The sequence below is a fragment of the Proteus sp. fly-1067 genome (genome assembly GCF_040139345.1).
In the GTDB taxonomy this organism is placed as follows: Bacteria; Pseudomonadota; Gammaproteobacteria; order Enterobacterales; family Enterobacteriaceae; genus Proteus; species Proteus vulgaris_B.
The window spans coordinates 45,080-60,520 of the sequence record NZ_JBEEUL010000013.1; the positions used below are offsets into that span (position 1 = coordinate 45,080).

Sequence of the window (15,441 nt, forward strand, 5' to 3'; positions counted from 1 at the left end):
TTTTACATAATGTTAGAAAAAATACGCCCAGCTAACTGGGCGCATTGAGCGTTCGGATTTTCTGTCGAAATAAGAATTTTCAGACCTAAGATTTTTGACTACGTAACACCTGCAAACAATGGCGTAATGAATTATCCATTGGTGCTTCAATTCGCATCTGTTCACCCGTTGAAGGATGAGTGAATGTCAAAGAACTTGCATGTAAAAATAAACGATTAAGCTTTGTTCCAACCAATTGCGCATCAAAATCACGATCACCATAACGATCATCAAAAGCAATAGGATGACCTGCATGTAATGTATGTACACGGATTTGGTGTGTTCTTCCGGTAACAGGGCTTGCTTTCACCAGAGTAGCAAACTCAAAACGCTCTTCCACTTTAAAACGTGTCTCTGAAGGCTTCCCTTCATTACTCACTTTTACTACACGTTCACCACTTTGAAGAATATTTTTCAATAACGGTGCTTGTATCACTTTAGTGTGTGATTGCCACTGACCACGAACTAATGCCAAATAATCTTTTTGCATCTGTTTTAAACGTAATTGCTCATGTAATGCACGTAGTGCTGAACGTTTTTTTGCAATTAACAATACACCGGAAGTATCTCTATCAAGGCGATGAACAAGCTCTAAAAAGCGAGCTTCTGGGCGTAATGCACGCAAGCCTTCAATAACACCAAAGCTTAAACCACTGCCACCATGCACTGCTGTACCTGATGGTTTATTAATCAACATTAAATGTTCATCTTCATATAAAATACAATTAGCTAATGCAGAAACTTTGTCTAATTTTGGTGATACAGCAATTTCTTCTTTTTCTGCTACCCTCACCGGTGGAATACGAATACTGTCACCTGCATTTAATTTATATTCAGGTTTAATTCGCCCTTTATTGACTCGAACTTCCCCTTTACGGATAATTCGGTAAATCATACTCTTTGGTACACCTTTTAAGCGTGCCAGTAGAAAATTATCGATACGCTGGCCTGCTTCATCGCCATCAATGGTGACGAACTGAACTTGATTAAATGATTTCATAGTGGCGATTCTTTGGCTCTCTTAAAATAAAAATAACAAACAACTTTGTGGTGCACAAAATAACATCAATTCTGTCGTCTATTTTAACCTGAATAATGGGAAAAAGACGAAACATTAGCTAATCTCTCATATTTATACAGAAAAAGTCACCAAAGCGGAAAAGTCATCTTGCTATAACCCTAACACCAATGGAATAATGCAGACTCTCCTGATTATGTTTATCAGGTATATTTATGAAAATTTTGTTTGTTTGATTTTCAAAATGCAGCAATGGCGTAAGACATAGTCGAAAATCAAACAATTTAGTATGCCACAAATACATCGCTTATTGAGTTGAAACATTGTGTTCAATTAAAGAGTGCTGAATTTTTGAACTAAAAATCAGACTCACCGAGATATTGCACCTCTATACAATCGACAGCCGTGAGGTTGACGCATTTGTAAAAGACACGAGGTCATCGGTTATCAATAGTGTAATTACGTATGTTAGTGGCACATTATAAAACGTGAAAATAACGAGTAAGTCACAATATGAAAAGAATGTTAATTAACGCGACTCAACAGGAAGAGTTGCGTGTTGCCCTTGTGGATGGGCAACGCTTGTACGATCTGGATATCGAAAGCCCCGGTCATGAACAGAAAAAAGCAAATATCTATAAAGGTAAAATCACTCGAATTGAACCCAGCCTAGAAGCAGCTTTTGTTGATTATGGTGCGGAACGCCACGGTTTCCTTCCTATTAAAGAAATAGCCCGCGAATACTTTCCTAGCAATTATCACTCCCATGGCCGTCCTAACATCAAAGATGTCTTGAAAGAAGGTCAGGAAGTTATTGTTCAAGTAGATAAAGAAGAGCGTGGTAATAAAGGTGCTGCATTAACCACTTTTATCAGCCTTGCAGGAAGCTATTTGGTATTAATGCCAAATAATCCTCGTGCAGGTGGTATTTCTCGCCGTATCGAAGGTGAAGACCGTACAGAACTCAAAGAAGCCTTATCAAGTCTTGAAATTCCAGATGGTATGGGTCTGATTGTACGTACTGCGGGTGTCGGTAAATCGGCTGAAGCACTACAACAAGATTTAAGCTATCGCCTAAGACATTGGGATGCCATTAAAAAAGCAGCAGAGAATCGCCCCGCTCCTTTCTTAATCCATCAGGAAAGTAACGTAATCGTTCGCGCATTCCGCGACTATTTACGTCCTGATATTGGTGAAATCTTAATTGATAACGCAAAAGTTGTTGAAATGGCTCGTAGCCATATCGAAGCGATTGGTCGTGGTGATTTTGCTAGCAAAATTCGTCATTATACTGGCGCTGTTCCATTATTTAGCCATTATCAAATTGAATCACAAATTGAATCTGCATTTCAACGTGAAGTCCGCCTACCTTCCGGTGGTGCATTAGTTATTGATACCACTGAAGCATTAACGGCAATTGATATTAACTCCTCTCGTTCAACGCGTGGTGGTGATATCGAAGAAACTGCATTCAATACTAACTTAGAAGCCGCTGACGAAATTGCACGTCAATTACGTTTACGTGACCTCGGTGGTTTAATTGTTATCGACTTTATCGACATGACGCCAGTGCGTCATCAACGTGAAGTTGAGAATAGAATGCGCGAGGCTGTACGCCAAGATCGTGCTCGTATTCAAATTGGACGCATCTCTCGCTTTGGCTTATTAGAGATGTCTCGTCAACGCTTAAGTCCTTCATTAGGTGAATCAAGCCATCACGTTTGTCCTCGTTGCTTAGGCACTGGTACTATTCGTGATAACGAATCATTATCTCTTTCTGTGTTACGTCTAATTGAAGAAGAAGCACTGAAAGAAAATACCCATGAAGTACATGCAATTGTCCCTGTTCAAATTGCCTCTTATTTGCTTAACGAAAAACGTAAAGCCGTAACAGATATTGAATTACGTCAATCTAACGTTAAAGTGGTTATTGTACCTAATGACCAAATGCAAACTCCTCATTTTTCTGTTATTCGAGTGCGTAAGGGCGAAGAAATTACGTCTCTGAGTTACAACTTAGCGCAATTCCATGAAAGTCAGTTAAATGAAGCTGAAGACGATGTTGTCACAGAACGTAAAGTGCCTGAACAACCTGCAATTTCAGCCTTTGGATTGCAAGAAGAAAACACTCCAGAAACGACGACGAAAAGTAAAAAAGCACCTCAACCTCAAGCTAAGCCAGTTAAATCAGAGCAAGCCCAAGGTACTGGCTTCTTTGCCTCAGTTGCAAAATTCTTCTCTAACTTATTTGGTAGTGAGCCAGAGCCTGCGGTAACACAAGAAAAACCACAGGAAACCAAGAAAGAGAATACAGACAATCGTCGTGAGCGTCGTAATAATAACAATCGACGTAACAACAATCGCCGTGACCGCGATAACGATCGTAATCGTGATAACACGAATAACGAAGACAACCGCAAGAATCGCAATCAAAAACCACAAACAACTCCAACAACTGAAGTGAGTAGTGAGCAAGAGATTGCAGAACGCGAAGCGCGTCGCCAACAACGTCGTGAACAACGCGCAGAGCAACGTCGTCGCCAAGAAGAAAAACGTCAACAGCAACAAGAAGCCGCGAAAGCACAAGTTGCACTTAGCGAAAATGATACGACTGGAAAAGACAGTGCTGATGAGAAGAAAGAAGAACCTCGTCGCCCTGCTATGCAACGTCGTAATCGTCGCCAATTAACGCAATCTGTGCGTGTAACCGACAGCGATACAACGTTAACCATTGCTCCTGTTGCAACTGTTGCAACAACAGAAAAGGCAATCTCAGAACCTCCTGTAGCTATCGCACCAGCTAAAGTTGCTCCAACGGAAAAAACAGCACCTAAAGCCGATGCTGTTGTAAAAGTTGAAACAAACGAAGCACAACCAGTAAAAGCCTTATCTGATGTAGCACCAAAAGCACAAGATGATAATAAAAATGAAGATAACAACGGGCAAGAAAATGTCATGCCTCGTCGTTCTCGTCGTTCACCTCGTCATTTACGTGTAAGTGGTCAACGTCGCCGTCGTTATCGTGATGAACGTACATTAACAGTGTCACCAATGCCACTTACAATGGCAGTTGCATCACCTGAGCTTGCTTCTGGTAAAGTATTTATTCGTTACCCTGTAACACCAGTCAGTGATGCTCCATTTATTGAGAATAGTGTTGAAAATAATAACAATATTGTTGAAAAGAACATTATTACTCATGCAGATCCTCAAATGGTTGCTATCGCACCGGCGGTTTCAGAAGCTATTGTTGCAAAAGTGGAACAAGCTGATACAGCAGAATCAACCTATACTGTGACTGTTAGCTCTGAATCAACCACTGAAGCTGTTGCTGAGATTATTGCAGTAGAGCCACAATCAGCACCGGCAGAAGCAAATAGCATTGAGAATCAAGTTGAAGAAAGTGTTGTCAACAACGTTATCGATGATGTGAATACCGAAGAACATGTCACTCGTAAAGAAAACATTTCTGCGGTATTAAACACAACTGAAGCTTATATGCATGAAGCTTCACAGCAAGTAGAAACAGACGCAGAGGCTGAAAACGTTACACAAGAAGTCATTGCACCAATAGAACGAGAAGTAAGTGAAACATCTACTCCTGAACCTCAACCTATTGCTACTTCAGTTACAACCGAAGAAATAGCAGAGCAACACAAAGAAAATGATGCTGAAGCTATTGTTGAAACAGCTGTTGAGCCTGTCGTTGAAACGGCTATTGAAAGTCAGCCTGAAGAGAGTGAAAGTGTAACGCCTGCAGTAGAGCCAGTACCAGTAAAAGAAAGTAAACCTACAGCCGTTATTATTCGTCAAGAGCCTGTAGTACGCCAACTTCATGCAAGCGCACCAATGACAAAAGCGCCAGCATCTGATGAACCTACTGTCGCAATTGAAATCAAAGCATGGGAAACTCGACCTGCTTTTGATAAAAAAGGCCGTACTGGTGCAGGTGGGCATTGTTCAACCAACCAAGCTTCATCAGTAATGACTAAAGCTGAAAGTCAAAACTAATAATAAAGTGTTATTAAGAATATCTTGATAATACCTTTAAATTGAGAACCCACTTTTTAGTGGGTTCTTTTTTTGGATAACTATTAGTAAATTAACTTAATGTACTTAAACCCCAAATAAGATAAAAAAAACCCCTGTATATTCAATTCAGAGGCCTTTAATTTCTTATTCTTAGTAAAATAATCAGTCTTTTAGATCAGGAAGATTTTTAATTTCACCCATCGCTTTTAACTGTTTAGAAAGCTCACGGCGTTCTTTAGACAGATCTGCATTTTTAATAATATAATCATCAACACGATCGTCATAGTCACTACGCATATTCGCAATAATACCTAGAACATCCTCGATAGACATACCAGGTTTAATATATTCACTTAAGTTGTCTAATAAAAGAACACGCTTTTGGTTATCACGGATCTTTTTCTCATTGTCAGTGATCTCACGACGGATTTTGTTTTTACGACGATACATACGCACAAACTCCAGTACGTTTTGGAAAGACGGCTTGTTTGCGTTATCCATTTCCTACACCTTTACAATTGATATTTAAGATAAATAGTTCTGTTTAAGATTATCGCTTAATCGTGTCAATAAACAAGCAAAGTTTACAAATTTAATTGATTTCACTTAATTAACAAATAATTAGGATTATTTGTATTAATAAATATAGTCAACATTTTTTAATGAGTAAATGTTGACTTACTTATGAGTAAAAAATGGCTACACATTTTCATGGGTAGCCAAAATCGACACGACAAAGGATAAATTAGAGCACGATTAAACAGGCTGAGCTTTATTTTGATCTCCATGTTGTAAGTTATCAAATGGCAATAACGCTTTCGAATCTGAGCGTAAAAATACAGCTGAAAGAAGCGTTGTTCCTATCACAATACAGCCCATCACCATATAAGTTGGTGCAAACCCATAATGATCATATCCATAACCTGCTAATGGTGAGAGCAATGTTGCAACAATGGAACTCACACATTGGAAACCCACTAAATAGAGTGTTGAAGATAAACGTTTATCAAAATGTTGACTGTTATATTTAAAAATTGAAATTAATAAAATAGGTAACTCAACGGCATGTAATAATTTCATACAAGAGATCAAGATTGGCCCTTCAACTAATCCAGAACCAATAATACGCGTGGCCATAACGCTACTAGCTAGCAATAAACCGTTTTTAGCACCAATTTTATTGACTAAGAACGGAGCGATAAACATACCACCAGCCTCTAGGAACACTTGTAATGAATTTAGATATCCATACATCTCATTACCCTGCTGTAAAGTAGCAAATTGTGATGAGAAAAAGACTGGAAACTGTTGGTCATAAACACCATATACACAGGTTCCAATCACAAATAAAATAAGAGCCCAAAAACGAGGTAATGAAAGTAAATTAAGTGCGTCTTTTACAGTAATACCTGATGTTTTCCCATGCTCTAATTGATTAAATGCGTCTGATTTACCTGTTTTTAATAGAGCCAAAAGAATTAAGAACACGACACCAGAAATAGATGCCATCACAAAATTATAATTAGGATCGATATTAATATTGTGCCCAGCAACAAATGTTGCAGATGCCCACCCAAGCGAGCCCCACATTCTCGCCCTACCATATTCAAAACCACGAATACGACTCACACGTTCTGTATATGACTCTAATACACCAATACCTGCATTAAAGGTCATACCTACATATAACCCCCCAAAAATGGAACCAATAAAAATATTCCAACGTAGTATTGAAGCAAAACCAAGAAAAAATGGCCCAGAAAGAATAAGTAATATCGCAATTACTAATAACAGATTTTTTCTTAGACCTAACTTATCCTGAATAAAGCCATATAAAGGTTGTGCACATAATGCAATAAGAGAAATTGCAGAGAATATCAATCCGGTATCAGTCGCCTTTAACCCAACATACTGGTTTAGCCAAATAGAAACTAATGAAAATGATGAAGACCAGGTAAAAAAGAAGAAAAATAACAGCGCACTTAAAATCGCATAGTATTTTTTTGAGTCTTTGTTCATTGGTTAAGCGCCTTATAAAGTCATTCCACCTTTAAATGTTAACGTTAACTTTTCACTTAACAAACTACTATCTCACTATAATGTGATATAAAGCACAAAAGTTAACGTTAATAACATTGAGTTATGTGTTCTAGCTCTGCTTTTATTTTTCATTGCTATTGTTCAAATAAAACGCACAAAAAAGGATCAATATAAGTGGGGTATTCTTTTACTTATCCTCACGCTAATGCCCTCTCTCAGAAACTTTATTAACCTGCTTTAATCTGATATTTCACGTTTTCAACTTTATGGTTTACCATGTCTGCATATCTATCAAGCAAATAAATCATGGAAGGAAACCTTGTCTAACTCAGCGAAAACGCCCACATTTTACTTTCACGACTACGAAACCTTTGGTACACACCCAGCGCTAGATCGCCCAGCTCAATTTGCGGGTATAAGAACTGATATGGATTTCAACATAATTGAAGATCCTCTCGTTATTTATTGCAAACCTAATGACGATTATTTGCCCCACCCCGAAGCGGTAATGATCACGGGAATAACACCACAAATTGCGTTAAAAAACGGTGTTATTGAAGCTGAATTTACTCGTCAAATTCACCAAGCATTTAGCCAACCCAATAGCTGTATTATGGGTTATAACAACCTTCGATTTGATGATGAAGTAACCCGTAATATCCTTTATCGTAATTTTTATGATCCTTATGCCTATAGTTGGCAAAAAGGGAATTCTCGGTGGGATTTGCTCGATGTATTACGAGCCTGCTATGCACTACGTCCAGAAGGTATTGTTTGGCCTGAAAATGAAGACGGTTTCCCAAGCTTTCGTCTAGAGCTATTAACTAAAGCCAATGGCATCTCTCATGAGAATGCACATGATGCAATGTCTGATGTTTACGCCACCATTGCGATGGCAAAAAAATTAAAACAAGCACAACCGCGGATGTTTGATTATTTCTTTAATTTACGCGATAAACGTAAAGTTCAGGCGTTAATTGATATTCCCGCCATGACGCCAATTGTACATGTTTCAGGTATGTTTGGAGCTGCTCGTTCTAATTTAAGTCTTGTGGCACCATTGGCATGGCATCCTGATAATCGTAATGCTGTTATTGTGTGCGATTTATCTGCCGATATATCCCCATTATTAACTTTAACATCAGACCAATTACGTGAGCGTTTATATACACCACGCAGTGAATTGTCAGTTGATGAGCCACCTGTTCCCATTAAATTACTGCATATTAATAAATGCCCTATTGTGGCTCCACAAAATACATTAAGACCACAAGATGCAGATAGAATTGGTTTAGATGTTGATACTTGTTTAAATAATCAAGCTATTTTATTTTCACATCCTGAAATACGCAATAAAGTCGTAGAACTCTTCGCTCAACAGGCACCTTTTGTTGTCTCTGATGATGTTGATTCTCAAATTTATAATGGTTTTTTCAGTGAAAATGATCGTAGTGCAATGGACATTATTCGCTCAACACAACCACAGAATTTACCTGCTTTAGATTTAACCTTTGAAGATGCAAGAATGGAGCCGTTATTTTTCCGTTATCGTGCCAGAAATTATCCATCAACATTAAATTATGATGAGCAACAGCGTTGGCTCGCGCATAGAAAAGAAGTGTTAACGCCCGAAAAGCTGACTGAATATATCAATACGATCCAGCTTTTAGCAGAAGAACATAGCGATAACGAAGAAAAACTAAAACAATTACAAGAGCTTTATTTATATGCTCAAGAAATTGCGAGTTAACACTATTCAATAAATTATTAATCAATACCAGAGATTATTATAATCTCTGGTATTAACACACCTTTTTAGGTATAAATTGATTATATATTTACGAATAGCTACGCATAAAAACTAAATGCAAATAAATAAAATAACCACTCATATTTTATACTGAGGTTATTATGCGTTTTAATGTAAAAGAGTGGAATGCTGTTTCTGAGTTATTTACAGGAAGTTTATTATTAGGAAATGGATCATCAATTGCTATAGATCCTAATTTTAATTACTCTAATTTATTTTCCAATGCAAAGTTGCCAAAAAATGTAAAAAATATTTTTGATTCTTTTCACTCTCAAGATTTTGAATATATTTTAAGAAAGTTCACCCAAGCTACAGTAATTAATAGCATCTTCAACATTGATTGTAATGATATTCATATTGCTCACAGTCAAGTGAAAAAAACCTTAATTAATACAGTGAAAGGTATTCACCCTTGCATTGATAAAGTGAGAGATAAAATTAATAATTGTGCTAGTTTTATTAGGCAATTTGACACAATATTCAGTTTGAATTACGACATTATGCTTTATTGGACTATCATGCAAGTTAATGATAATCATCCATATCCACTTTTTAAAGATTGTTTCAATCGTAGTAGTTTTTATGAAGATTTTGAAGAATACCGCGAATACAGAGGTAATCGTTCTAATCTTGTTTTTTATCCTCATGGTAATCTTATTCTTGCAAAGAATGAAAATGATGAAGAGTTAAAATTAAGTATTCAAGGTGATAACCATCTTATCGATCAAATTAGTCAAAATTGGGATGATCATAATTACTCTCCGCTGTTTATCTCTGAAGGTACAAGTGAGGAAAAACTAAAAACCATACGTTCAAGTAACTATTTAACACGTATTTATCATGAAGCTATTCCAACCATTAATGATAGTTTACTCATTTTAGGCTGGAGTATGGGTACTCAAGATGAACATATTTTAAAACAAATCCCTTTTGATAAAATCAACCATCTTGGGATCGTGATTTTTATGAATGATAATTACGAAGAGACATGCGATTATTTTTATTCTCGCATTCGTCATTTTATTAACCCTGATGAAATTGATGTTCATTTTATTGCTCATAACAGTGAAGCATTATGGGCTAATGACTAAATAGACAAAAGGCAGGTTTTATCCTGCCTTTATTATTTTCAATCACAAAGAAATAAAATTTTATTCTTTATTCTCAATGTTACTTATTTTAGGTTCACTATGTGCATGCCCACAGCCACACTCTTCTCCCCAATATTTTAATTTCGAGGTTTTACCTATACCTGGATTCATGCTATTGGTTGGATCGTTATGTTTATAGAACGCTTTTAATTGAGGCTTCGCATAATACATATGGCCAACATTATGCTCTGCGGGGTACTCTGCTCCACGTTTATCTAATAACGCTAACATTTCTTCTTTTAGCGCCTTCGCATCAACACCTTTTTTAATAATGTAGTCCTGATGCATAACGTGGCACATAAAATGACCACAATAGAGTTTATAAAGTAATTTACTTTCTATTTCTGGTGGTAATTTTTCAAACCAATCTTTGTCATTACGACGCAATGCAATATCTAATGGCAATACATCTTCAACGTCATTCACATGAACAGCATGATAACGAACAGCGGCACCAGCAGCAGCAAAACGGTGCAAGAATGCTTTATTCCCTTCCTCTTCAGTGCATTCAAAATAATCACCCGAAGCTTGTTTAAAGTATTCTTTTAAATAGGTTGATGCCTCTTCAATGCCCTCATCAGCCATTCTTAACATTAAATGATGTTCATATTTATCGCGGAAATCTGTCATACGTTCGGGTAAATGAGCTGGCCATAATTTGCTCATAAACTGCATGGTTCTATCGACCATATTTTTAGGTAAAAAAGGGACTTTATTTAATACCGCATCTACTCGCCCTTTCACGGTAAATAAAATAGGCATTTTATCTGTACCCAATTTATCAATCACTAAAAATGTATCTTTTCCATACACTTCAGCCATTTTATAGTAGCTTCTATGCATATACTCTCCTGCAACAGGAAGCTTTTTAAAATGACTTAAAATATGGCGACGAACATCTTCTAGCTCGTCAGGATTATTAGTACCAATATAAAAGACTTGAGTACGATGATCCGCTGGGAATGTATCTAATCGCACAGCAAAAACAGATAATTTACCCGCACTCCCCGCGGCCTCATATAAACGGCGTTCATCATTATTAAATCGAGAAGGCGTATTGGCATCTACATCACGCACACGTTCATGATATTCATGATCGGATGCTAATTTTTCTGTCGCTTGTATTTGTTTCTCATGGTAATGACGATTATCTAAATTGGTTAAAATCTCTTCGGGGGTTTCGCCTAAATCAATTCCTAAATGGTTAACTAATTCAGCCTCGCCTTTTTCATTAACACGTGCATACAGCGATAATTCTGTATAAGCAGGTCCTCGACGAACTAAAGCTCCGCCGGAGTTATTGCAGATCCCTCCAATAACAGAAGCACCAATACAAGACGAGCCAATAACAGAATGAGGTTCACGTCCTAATGGCTTTAATACTTTTTCTAAATGCCACAGCGTGCTACCAGGAAAGGCAATAACTTGATTATGCTCTGAGAGAACCTGTATTTTATCTTGACGTAATGTACTAATAATCACAATATCTCTATCATAATCATCGCCATTAGGCGTCGAACCTTCTGTTAGTCCCGTATTCGCCGCTTGCATAATAATAATTTTATCAGCTTCAACACAGGTTTTAAAAACACGCCATTGTTCTAATAAATTGGCAGGAAATACAACTGCTAATGCCTTTCCTTGTCCTGAACGAAAGCCTTTACGATAACGTTCTGTTTTATGTGCTTGTGTTAATACCTGTTTTTTACCAACAATACTTTCAAGTTTACGAATAAAATGTTGATTTACAGAGCTATTACTCTCATTCATTTTCCCTATCCTATTCCTGTCTTGTCTGATTAATTTGTATTTTGCTCGCTTTTATTATTACTCATAAGGCTACGTGCAAAATATAAACTTATCATTTATATAACTGCTTTTATACTGCTATCCACATTTCCAAAAAAAATAACATAATTTGTGTTCAGCCATTTTTGTTATTTAAAAATATTTTTGATATTTATTTCTTAAACAGAATATAGATAAGCCTCAATTTGCTATTTTATTCTATTATTAGCTTTTCTCTTGCTAGTCGATCCCATGCTTGGCAACTTCGACTTTTATAACCATTTTTATTATTTGCTAATGCCAATTGATATGACAATATAGGTTCAACAACAGGAAGTACCACTAAATCACCTATGGGATTTTTATTGCACATACTCCTAGGCAGTAGTGTTACACCTACACCCGCTTTTACCATCGCTATAATTAAATCTAAATGATTGCTACGTCCCGCAACAATAGGCGTTGTATTATAAATACCACAGGCACTATAAACTAAATCATTAATGCGAAAATCTTCAGAGAAGAAAATAAATGATTCATTAATCAACTCGTTAAAATGTACTTCTTTCTTGATGGCTAAAGGATGTGATGGAGACACTAATAGCATCAAGCTTTCTTCTGAAAAAGGTGTTAATTCAAATATATCATTATTAAAAGGTAATACTACGGCCGCGGTTTCTACTTTTCCCTCTATCATCGCTTCTGCCATTTGTTTAGTTCCTAATTCAAATATTTTTAGTTCAACCTGAGGGTGTAGAGAACTAAATGCCATAATAATGTCGGCAAAATATGTCGAAGCTATTACCGGAGGTAATCCCACATTTAATGCCCCTGTCAATGGTCCAGACTTGTCTTGTATAGCTTTATTCATACTATTAAATTGCGTGAGTATCTTTTTTGCATGTTCAAAAAGTATTGCACCATCATCAGTTAACCTTACACCATTGACCTCTCTCACTAATAAAACAACACCTAATTCATCTTCTAATTTTTTAATACTGCGACTAATCGCAGGTTGCGTAATAAACAATGCATCAGCTGCTCGGCTAAACCCATTTAATTGAACAACCTCAACAAAATAGCGAAGCGTGCGAATATCCATTAGCAATACTTACCTTATTACATTTAGTTATACCATCAATAATAATAAACCATTTCATATCAAATAATATCCGCGATAAAACATTAAGCATAATATAAATGAATAATTCTATTTTTAGAGATTATTATTCTGATTTTATGGAGATAATATGAACAACACCGTTATTGAATATATTTTAAACCAATTATATGACTTAGGTATAAGTGATATTTTTGGCGTTGCCGGCGATTACGCCTTTCCTATTGAAGACACAATTTGTAATAGCAACCATCTGCGTTGGATTGGTAACTGCAATGAATTAAATGCGGCTTATGCTGCTGATGGTTATGCTCGAATTAAAGGTATGGCAGCGTTATCGACAACATTTGGTGTGGGTGAATTAAGTGCGATTAATGCTATTGCAGGCTCTTATGCAGAAAATCTACCTATTTTTCATTTAGTGGGTATGCCAGCAAGTGGCGTACAAAAAAGCAAACGTCTCGTTCACCATACCTTAGGTAATGGCGATTTTGATATTTTCTATCAATTAGCCCAACGTCTTGCGTGTGCTCATGCAATATTAACGCCTGAAAATTGTATTGCTGAAATGGAGCGTTTAATTGCAACAGCATTAAAAGAACGTCGTCCTGTTTATATTGGCTTACCATCTGATTATGCAGTGATGCCAGTAATAGAAAATACATCTGTTACCACACCGAAAAAACCAATAAGTGATAAAGAAATATTAGAAAAAGTGGCATCACTGATTATTGATAAGCTTACACAAAGCAATAATATCTGCGTATTACCCGGTATTTTATCCGCACGTTTAAGGTTATCAGATAATGTCCAAGCTTTTATTGATAAAACAGGTTTACCTTACGCCACTATGTTTATGGATAAAAGTATATTAAGTGAATCTAATGCTCAATATGTTGGGATGTACGATGGAAAATTAATGACGCCTGATGTCAGAGAGTTTGTCGAAAATAGCGAGTATATATTAGGGATCGGTGCAATGATGACAGACTTTAATACCGGTAGTTTTACCGCCAGTATTAAACCAACGCAATTTATCAGCATCATGTCAGATTATGTTGAAATTGATTCTGTTGTTTATGACGATATTTATATGGAAGATGTTCTCTCCGCGCTCACAAAACAACTACCTTATAAAAAATATCATCAGATAAAGGCTAAAGGGTTAAACAACGCGGTTTTATCTGAACATGGTGAAATTACGGCTCAATATCTTTATCCTCGTTTAGAAAAATTCTTTAAACCTAATGATATTATTATTGCTGAAACAGGCACCTCATCAATGGGATTAGGTTTTGCTTTATTACCCGAAGGTGCACAATTTCATAATCAAACACTGTGGGGCTCTATTGGTTGGGCAACACCAGCTTCATTTGGTGCTGCACTTGCTGCGCCTGAAAAACGCGTTATTTTAATTACAGGTGAAGGCTCACATCAATTAACCGTACAAGAAATTAGCCAATTTGTTCGCTTTGGACTAAAACCAATCATTCTTGTTTTAAATAACGACGGTTATTTAATTGAACGACTGTTGTGTGATTATCCCGAAGCTTATTATAACGATCTTGCTCAATGGAATTATCATCAATTGCCTAAAGCTTTCGGTGCAAAAGATTGGCATTGTGAGAAAGTTACAACGATAGATGAATTAAATAAAGCACTTGAAATAGCCGAATCAATAGAAAGTGCCTCTTACATCGAAATAGTAACAGAGCGATATGAAGCTTCTGAATTAGCACAAAAATTAAAAGAGTCTAAAGATTCGCTTTATTCGTTTTAACGTAAACATGTAAAACTAAATCTTAAATAAACTCATTTTATTAGGCTATAAAAAAGCCTAGCTATTATTTTAATCTTTTTTAGCTAGGCTTTATTTAGATGTAAATATAACATAGTAAAATATAAATTAATTTATAATTCCATGAGTTTACAATTAATTGATTTTTATTTTACTAATAATACAAAATTTATATTATTAATTATAAATAACGTAATTCAAGTTTTGACATCGAAGATGCTACCGAATCTTTATCTTGAGGATTTTCTTTTATATAGTTTTTTGATATAACTCGCATTAATTCAACAAAATTTTTAGGTGATATAGTTGAAGATTCATAATCACCAATAAAAAAAGTTACCGCTTGAAAATCAGCGGGATCATCTAAATCCATATCTAATACATATTCAGAACCTTCACAAATAACATTACCAATTCCCCTAGATGCATCATAAATAAATTGTCTAAAATTCATTTTTTCCATTTTATACATCGTCTCTAATAAGTAGAATAAATCTCCACCATTATTTTCATAGAGATAATGTTCACTTTCTTTCAACCATTTTAAATTATCACTAGACTTCATCATCATAAGCACCTTGAGAATTAATCACTTTGTATATGGAAATAGATATTTTAGTTAAATGATAATAAGCTCACTATCTC

Annotated in this window: 10 protein-coding genes; 4 read left to right on the plus strand and 6 right to left on the minus strand. The window is 36.1% G+C overall.

Annotation, left to right across the window (positions count from 1 at the left end):
* Nucleotides 1–85: 85 nt before the first annotated feature.
* On the minus strand, nt 86–1,039 hold the full coding sequence (rluC, locus tag ABN217_RS15695; protein WP_197269344.1) for a 23S rRNA pseudouridine(955/2504/2580) synthase RluC: 954 nt from the start codon (nt 1,037–1,039) through the stop codon (nt 86–88).
* A 531-nt stretch (nt 1,040–1,570) separates the two neighbouring features.
* Between rluC and rne the strand changes: the two genes are divergently transcribed.
* Nucleotides 1,571–5,068: a ribonuclease E gene (rne, locus tag ABN217_RS15700; protein WP_349459596.1), complete on the plus strand. Its 3,498-nt coding sequence runs from the start codon at nt 1,571–1,573 to the stop codon at nt 5,066–5,068.
* A 183-nt stretch (nt 5,069–5,251) separates the two neighbouring features.
* Here the strand turns inward: rne and tmaR are convergent, their stop codons facing one another.
* The gene (gene tmaR / locus ABN217_RS15705) at nt 5,252–5,590 is read right to left on the minus strand and encodes a PTS system regulator TmaR (protein ID WP_036937771.1); all 339 of its coding nucleotides are present in this window, start codon (nt 5,588–5,590) and stop codon (nt 5,252–5,254) included.
* A gap of 255 nt (nt 5,591–5,845) precedes the next feature.
* Nucleotides 5,846–7,108 (minus strand): MFS transporter, encoded by a 1,263-nt coding sequence (locus tag ABN217_RS15710; RefSeq protein ID WP_196553266.1) that lies wholly within the window; start codon nt 7,106–7,108, stop codon nt 5,846–5,848.
* A gap of 340 nt (nt 7,109–7,448) precedes the next feature.
* Here ABN217_RS15710 and sbcB point away from each other — a divergent pair, with 340 nt between their 5' ends.
* The gene (gene sbcB / locus ABN217_RS15715) at nt 7,449–8,879 is read left to right on the plus strand and encodes an exodeoxyribonuclease I (protein WP_349459597.1); all 1,431 of its coding nucleotides are present in this window, start codon (nt 7,449–7,451) and stop codon (nt 8,877–8,879) included.
* A 161-nt stretch (nt 8,880–9,040) separates the two neighbouring features.
* A complete protein-coding gene (locus tag ABN217_RS15720; RefSeq protein ID WP_349439776.1) occupies nt 9,041–10,030 on the plus strand; it encodes a DUF4917 family protein in 990 nt (329 codons plus the stop codon).
* Nucleotides 10,031–10,090: 60 nt separating this feature from the next.
* On the opposite strand, the gene dld is transcribed toward ABN217_RS15720, so the two are convergent.
* Complete coding sequence (gene dld / locus ABN217_RS15725; protein WP_349439774.1) at nt 10,091–11,860, minus strand: D-lactate dehydrogenase; 1,770 nt, start codon at nt 11,858–11,860, stop codon at nt 10,091–10,093.
* Nucleotides 11,861–12,092: 232 nt separating this feature from the next.
* Complete coding sequence (locus ABN217_RS15730; RefSeq protein WP_349439773.1) at nt 12,093–12,980, minus strand: LysR family transcriptional regulator; 888 nt, start codon at nt 12,978–12,980, stop codon at nt 12,093–12,095.
* 148 nt (nt 12,981–13,128) lie between these two features.
* Between ABN217_RS15730 and ABN217_RS15735 the strand changes: the two genes are divergently transcribed.
* Complete coding sequence (locus ABN217_RS15735) at nt 13,129–14,778, plus strand: alpha-keto acid decarboxylase family protein (protein ID WP_349459598.1); 1,650 nt, start codon at nt 13,129–13,131, stop codon at nt 14,776–14,778.
* A 199-nt stretch (nt 14,779–14,977) separates the two neighbouring features.
* On the opposite strand, the gene ABN217_RS15740 is transcribed toward ABN217_RS15735, so the two are convergent.
* On the minus strand, nt 14,978–15,364 hold the full coding sequence (locus tag ABN217_RS15740) for a hypothetical protein (protein ID WP_082151817.1): 387 nt from the start codon (nt 15,362–15,364) through the stop codon (nt 14,978–14,980).
* Nucleotides 15,365–15,441: the final 77 nt, after the last annotated feature.

Bases quoted from the DNA above. Each gene is read 5' to 3' on its own strand.
- ABN217_RS15730 (WP_349439773.1), bottom strand. From the start codon at position 12,980: ATGGATATTCGCACGCTTCGCTATTTTGTTGAGGTTGTTCAATTAAAT.
- ABN217_RS15720 (WP_349439776.1), top strand. From the start codon at position 9,041: ATGCGTTTTAATGTAAAAGAGTGGAATGCTGTTTCTGAGTTATTTACA.
- ABN217_RS15740 (WP_082151817.1), bottom strand. From the start codon at position 15,364: ATGATGAAGTCTAGTGATAATTTAAAATGGTTGAAAGAAAGTGAACAT.
- tmaR (WP_036937771.1), bottom strand. From the start codon at position 5,590: ATGGATAACGCAAACAAGCCGTCTTTCCAAAACGTACTGGAGTTTGTG.
- rluC (WP_197269344.1), bottom strand. From the start codon at position 1,039: ATGAAATCATTTAATCAAGTTCAGTTCGTCACCATTGATGGCGATGAA.
- ABN217_RS15710 (WP_196553266.1), bottom strand. From the start codon at position 7,108: ATGAACAAAGACTCAAAAAAATACTATGCGATTTTAAGTGCGCTGTTA.
- ABN217_RS15735 (WP_349459598.1), top strand. From the start codon at position 13,129: ATGAACAACACCGTTATTGAATATATTTTAAACCAATTATATGACTTA.
- rne (WP_349459596.1), top strand. From the start codon at position 1,571: ATGAAAAGAATGTTAATTAACGCGACTCAACAGGAAGAGTTGCGTGTT.
- dld (WP_349439774.1), bottom strand. From the start codon at position 11,860: ATGAATGAGAGTAATAGCTCTGTAAATCAACATTTTATTCGTAAACTT.